4 protein-coding genes and 1 tRNA gene are annotated in these 6,243 nt (G+C 37.9%); all 5 read right to left on the bottom strand.

The window, feature by feature from the left end; translation table 11 throughout:
- Positions 1 to 961 (bottom strand): glutamate--tRNA ligase (gltX, locus tag LC574_RS21715; RefSeq protein ID WP_229455553.1); only part of this gene is annotated, 961 nt, incomplete at its 3' end.
- Positions 962 to 1,099: 138 nt separating this feature from the next.
- Positions 1,100 to 1,173 (bottom strand) — tRNA-Asp (locus LC574_RS21710).
- A 108-nt stretch (positions 1,174 to 1,281) separates the two neighbouring features.
- Positions 1,282 to 2,808, bottom strand: a complete 1,527-nt coding sequence (locus tag LC574_RS21705; RefSeq protein WP_229455552.1) for a serine/threonine-protein kinase — start codon at positions 2,806 to 2,808, stop codon at positions 1,282 to 1,284.
- 101 nt (positions 2,809 to 2,909) lie between these two features.
- Positions 2,910 to 4,538, bottom strand: coding sequence for a serine/threonine-protein kinase (locus tag LC574_RS21700; protein WP_229455551.1), 1,629 nt, complete (start codon positions 4,536 to 4,538; stop codon positions 2,910 to 2,912).
- Positions 4,539 to 4,827: 289 nt separating this feature from the next.
- On the bottom strand, positions 4,828 to 6,012 hold the full coding sequence (locus LC574_RS21695; RefSeq protein WP_229455550.1) for an esterase-like activity of phytase family protein: 1,185 nt from the start codon (positions 6,010 to 6,012) through the stop codon (positions 4,828 to 4,830).
- Positions 6,013 to 6,243 lie beyond the last annotated feature (231 nt).

The following is a 6,243-nucleotide window of genomic DNA, read 5'->3' as shown; positions in this document are numbered from 1 at the left end:
GACTGTTCAACCAATCCAGCTTGTCCCAGTCAAACTTTGCACCTGCTTTATTTACACGCTCAAAACCAAATTCTTTCGCTGCTTCTTCTAAGGTAAATATTTCTGGCGTTGAGTCTGGTGGCGACCAACCCAGCAATGTCATGTAATTTACCAAGCCTTCAGCAGTAAAGCCCATTTGCTGAAAGTCAGAAATGGAAGTAACACCATCCCGCTTAGAAAGCTTCTGCCCTTGCCTGTTTAAAATCAGCGGCGTGTGGGAAAACTCTGGAACTTTTGCCTCCATTGCTTCATACAGAAGAATTTGCTTGGCGGTGTTGGCGATGTGGTCTTCTCCGCGAATGACATGGGTGATTTGCATATCGATGTCATCCACTACAACGACAAAGTTGTATAAAGGTTGACCGCTTCCTTCTTCTGAGGCGCGGGCGATGACCATATCACCACCTAAATCGCTACCTCGCCAAGACATCTTTCCCCTTACTAGGTCGTTCCAGACAATTTCCCGCTCATCGTCGATTTTGAAGCGAATCACAGAGGAGCGACCTTCTGCTTCAAATGCGGCGCGTTGTTCTGGGGTGAGGTTGCGGTGACGGTTGTCATAACGAGGAGCTTCACCTCTAGCTTTCTGAGCTTCTCTTAGAGTTTCTAGTTCTTCGGAAGTAGTGTAGCAGCGATAGGCTAATCCTTGATCTAGCAGTTTTTGCACTGCTTCCTTATAAGAATCCAGGCGTTGAGATTGGAAAAATGGCCCTTCATCCCAGTTCAATCCTAGCCAACGCAATCCTTCAAGAATATTGTCGGTGTATTCGGGACGCGATCGCTCTAAATCTGTGTCTTCTATTCGCAGTATAAATTTCCCGCCGTGGTGACGGGCAAATAGCCAGTTAAATACAGCAGTTCTAGCTGAACCAATATGTAAATTTCCGGTTGGACTCGGCGCAAAACGGACTCTAACAGTCACAGTTAATTCTCTCTTTTGCAAAGCATGATAAATGTAGCTTATATTCAAACCCTGAATCCTGGGTCAATCCCTTTGGGGAATTCAAAATCCAAAATCACCGAAGTTCAGTTCAGTGATTCACTACTTATAAATTTTTAACGGGACTGACGGGGCTCGAACCCGCAACTTCCGCCGTGACAGGGCGGTGCTCTAACCAATTGAACTACAGTCCCTTGTTTGGCAACTTTGCTATTATCACTATTTTTTTTCTATTTGTCAAGTGTTTTGAAGTGGGAAATTAGGAATTTTTTGTCCCGTCTCTCCCAGGTGCGGATTTTTCCTTAAATAGAGCCTGATAATACAACCTGTGGCTGTGATTCCAGATGCTGCAATATGCGGGATTGCATTTGTTTATACTGCTGCTTTAACAGCTGTTTGCTCAACTGGGGCACAGAAGCTGGTGGTAGACTATGAATTTGTTGCGCCCAGTTTTTCAACATTTGTCGCTGAGTTGGCTCGATGCGACTGCTGAGAACGTTGGTGCAGGAATGTGGTGCTTCCAGAGTAAAGAAAATTAAAGGATAGTGTTCATTTTCAGCCAGCAAACTTACCAGCCTAAGATTTTGGGGATTTTGCATATCTAAGTAGCAAGGTAGCCATTTAGGAGCTAATTGCCGATTGTAGAGTACAGTTACCCACAACAGCATTGGGTGAGGAGATGTCATGAAGATAAACTGGTTGTAACGGGTAGAAAGGGCATAGTTTTTGATTTCTTGTTTACGCAACATCAACCATAGGGCTGTCATAGATCCTGGTGCGGTGTCTATAAGCTGGGGAAAAACAATTTCTTGAATTGGTTTATTTTGAGGCCACAAAAGTTGCCGACAGCTTTGTTCTACTGTGATTGGTAATCCAGAATCTAAAGGACGGCTAAGGATGGAATTAGAGGGTAAACTTGTAGGTATACTAGGACAATTAGACTGTTCTAAACTGTTTAATACTTGCAAAATTTGAGCGATGTTTTGGGGGCGATCGCAAGATTTTTTCGCCAGACAAGACATGATTAAATTATTTAGCTTTTGAGGTAATTTAAGAGTGGGTTTAACATCTGCGATCGCTTTTGGTTGCTCAAAGTGATGTGCTTTATACCAAGCTCCAAAGTAATCAGTTTCTGGTTCCCAAGGTTTTTTGCCTGTGAGCATTTCAAACATCATCACACCCAGGCTATAAATATCAGAGCGACTATCTAATTTTTCCCCATCTAGCTGTTCTGGAGAACAGTAGGGTAAAGTGCCATTAAATTCCTTATATGTACTAGCTGTTGATACATAATTCAAAAATCTAGCAATCCCAAAATCGAGAATTTTAACTAACTGGCCCAATATCGGATCGGGAATAACTAATATATTGGCAGGTTTGATATCTCTATGAACTAAAGGACAAATTTTGCCATCAATGTTAATGCCTTCATGGGCGCACTGTAAGCCCAAACAAATTTGGCGGGAGAGAGTCAAAAACATGGGGAGTGGTAGCGGAATTAAATCTTTTAAACTCTTACCACATAGATATTCCATGACGTAGTATGGTTTTCCTTTCTCATTCACACCATAATCATACGCCCGCACTATATGTAAGCTCTTTTGACTCAAAGCTGCACTCATTAAAGCTTCACGAGCAAAGTCTTGTTGCATCTTAGTATCGACAACAGTTTGAGTCAAAAACTTGATAGCAACTGGTGTACCTCCTAACAAAATATCATTTGCTAAAAAAACTTCACCCATGCCACCGCTACCAATTAATTGCTTGAGTTGATAACGATTAGCAAGCAAGCCCGTACTACTTGGAGATGTAAATGGGCTTTTATTCACTTTATTCACCTCTGCTGCTGAGTCTATTTAAAGTTAGCAATACACACATAAAAATTTCATTAAATAATGGTAGTAAGCATTTTGATTTTGAAAGCAGACTTTCAAGGACGTGATAAAAGGTTTAAAAAAATATCCCAAAATTTATCCATCCAATTTTTTAAACCTTCTGTCTCAGATTTTTGTTCTACGGCTAACTTTTGTAAGATGTCTAACTTCAGCTTTTCATAATCTGCTTTTAGAAGATTTTTGGCTTGATTAGACAGAATTAATTCATTTGAATTTTCACTCATGTCTAAGCAATCTATAAGTTCCTGGCGCTGGTTAGCTGTAAGGCTTAAAGTTGTTACATGAGAGCAACGAGTTGGATCTTCTATGGCAAACAATAGTAGATGATAGTAACCTACTTCAGCTAAACTACGAGCTATATTCTGGACTTTATTATCTTTTAAATTCAGAAAATAAGGTAGCCATTTAGTCATAGAAGTTTGAGCGTCGTATAGTACTGTTACCCACAATAGCATCGGGTAAGCATTCATTTTACTAATAAATTCAGTACCATGTATTTTATCCAAAAATTTTGTAATTTCTTGTTTGGGTAACATTGCCCAAAAAGTTGGTATGGGTCTTTCAGTCGTTTGTAGTAAATGGGGAAATCCAATTGGTGCAATTGGTTTATTTTTAGGCCAATTTTTCTGCAAACACTCTTTTTCGGATAATAAAGTTGAAGGTACTAATTGAACCGGAAACGAAAGTTTAAGAATATCACTGCTCTTGCTAGGAATACCATCATTAATCTGAATATTAGCTATTTCTAAATCTTCTAATATTTGGTTTATATTTTGAGGGCGATCGCTTACTTCTTTAGCTAAACAACTCATCACTATTTTTTCTAACACCTGCGGTATTTTGACTTGCGGGTTCACTTCCTCAAGGGTAGGTGGAATTTCAAAGCGATGCGCTTGATACCAAGTGCCAAAGGAGTTACTTTTTATCTGAATCTGAAATGGATGCTTTCCTGTCAGCATCTCAAACATTAGTACTCCCAAACTGTAAATATCAGAGCGGACATCTAGCAATTTGCGCCCTTCCATGTGTTCTGGAGAACAGTAAGGTAAACTGCCAATAAAAGAATCTGTCAGTGTCATCCCACTTCGCTCTGTTAAAAACTTGGCAATACCAAAATCTAGGATTTTGACAATTTCTCCTTGTTTACTATCTTCAGTAATGAATATATTTTCTGGTTTGATATCTCTATGAACAATAGGATAAATCTCTCCTTTGAGGCTGATACCTTGGTGGGCACATTGTAAGCCTAAACAAATTTGATGACAAATCTCTAAAAATTTTGATATTGTTAAGGGCTGAATTTTGAGAATTTGTTTGAGATTTTTTCCTTGCAGGTATTCCATTACATAAAACGGAGTTTTATCCTCAGTAACGCCATAACTTAATATGCGAACAATATGTTTACTTTTGCAACCCAATTGAGCGCCAATAAAAATTTCTCTAGCAAAGCGTTGGGACATGTGCTGGTTCGCTAAACTGAGTGATAAAATTTTGACTGCGATCGGCATACCACCTTTAGCAGTATCTTCTGCTAAATAAACTCTACCCATCCCACCTTTGCCAATCAAATCTCTGATTAAATAGCGATTATTTAAAAACTGTCCAATGCAATTGTCTAATTCTGCTTTTTGCCCTACCATATTCTCAATTTTATTTGTTGACATAAAAATCATTTATGAAAAATATTGTTGGCAAAACACTTTAATAACTCTAGCTAATTATTAAATTTAAATTTAGAAAGTATCATAATTTGTATAAAAATAATCATATCCTGTAATTATGGTTAATCTATTGGATGGAAAAATTTCCTAAACATTGTGTAACATATTTATTAAGCAATACGGTTGAGAAATTACACGGAAACTACAAATAAGCTAGATAAAGTTGCCTAGTAGATTCCGTGAATACACAGGAAAAAGTAAATACCAGTAAAACCCTGATATCTCTGTACAGCTAACGGTTGAGATTCGGGAGTAAACGGCGTAATAATCTGATTAGTGGTGTTTCAATTTTCATTTTAAAGGCTAGTATCTGGGTGCGTTGTAGGGAGTTGAAATTGTTATCACTGATGAGAATTAATGATTGCTGACCATTGGGTAGTTTAGGGCCAAGAGTTAAGCCTTCGATGTTGTCTAGCAGCACATCTAGGGTTCTCAAATCTAACAGCAGTTTTTTCTGAACTGGTTTAATATTCTTGGAGTCAACTGCTAAAAGGCTATTTATTTGATGAATATCATCAGATTTTTCTAAAGAAACCTGAAACAGGGAAATAGCAAATCCTAAACCAGTAAAAGACCGTTCTAAACTTAGGAAGTGTCCTTGATTATCGAGAGCAAGTAAATCAGGTAATCCACTAGCGAATTTGCCAATTACATTCAAAAAGGGAGAAACTGGTTCTGTTTGGTAAAGAAATTCCTTTTCTGGCTGGTTGTTGAGCAAGTTGTATTGCAAAATCCGACAAGGAGTACCGATGTTAGCTTTCGCTGCGACACCATCTTGAATTAGAGCATTTTCACTGGCTGTGAATAGATGCTTTTTATCGGGTGTGATGGTAAGGCTTTCAAAAGCTAAATTGTTGCGGATACCTTGTTTACCACTTTTATCAGGCAAAAATTTGTTTGCTATGGGAAGTGTTGTAATTTCTCTACCAGAAGATAATGAGAACTCTTTAATAAAAGGATTAATTAATTTTGCAGCATCGCCTTCTGAAGAAATAAATACAGTTGCTTTATTGGTTAAGGCAATACCTTCTGTATCAGTTTCACCTGGGCGAAATGTTTGACCATTTTCATTTAATAATGTGATAACACTGACAGGAACAACTCTACCCTTTTCTAGGAAACCCTTGCTTAAGTCGATTTTCAGGGCGTAAAAACGAGCGGCAGCTTTTTGTCCACGGTCATCGGAAATAGCATAATAAAGGTTGTTTTTTGAATCATAGGTAATTCCAGATAAACCTCCAATTTCAGTTTTTTGTAAGGTTAAACCTTTTGCTAAAGTAGCTTCCCCGATAAACTCTATGCTACTTATTTCAACGGCATTTATGGGCAAAAATTTAAATAAAAGGATGATAATTATAATTGGGATAAAGAAGTAAATAATTTGGGGAATTTTGAAGATATTTTTAATTAGCTGCATTTATTTGGTGTTGAAGTGGAAAATTATAAATAAGATATCACGCTAAAACAAGCGGGGTTCACATCTGTAAACCGCTACAAATAACATGTATTCTAAGCAATTGAAAAGCTTTAAAAAATCCGAAATTACTTAAGCTAGGCGCAAACCATATTCATCTTGAAAAAAGTTTACAAGCCAGTTTTTCACTCTGAGAGTAGCGCGACAGTCATCTTCGTTATCCCAATTATAATT

It is taken from the genome of Nostoc sp. CHAB 5715 (assembly GCF_020829685.1).
GTDB lineage: Bacteria > Cyanobacteriota > Cyanobacteriia > Cyanobacteriales > Nostocaceae > Nostoc.
This window is presented reverse-complemented; position numbering and strand designations above follow the sequence as displayed.

Bases quoted from the DNA above. Each gene is read 5' to 3' on its own strand.
- LC574_RS21700 (WP_229455551.1), bottom strand. From the start codon at position 4,538: ATGTCAACAAATAAAATTGAGAATATGGTAGGGCAAAAAGCAGAATTA.
- LC574_RS21695 (WP_229455550.1), bottom strand. From the start codon at position 6,012: ATGCAGCTAATTAAAAATATCTTCAAAATTCCCCAAATTATTTACTTC.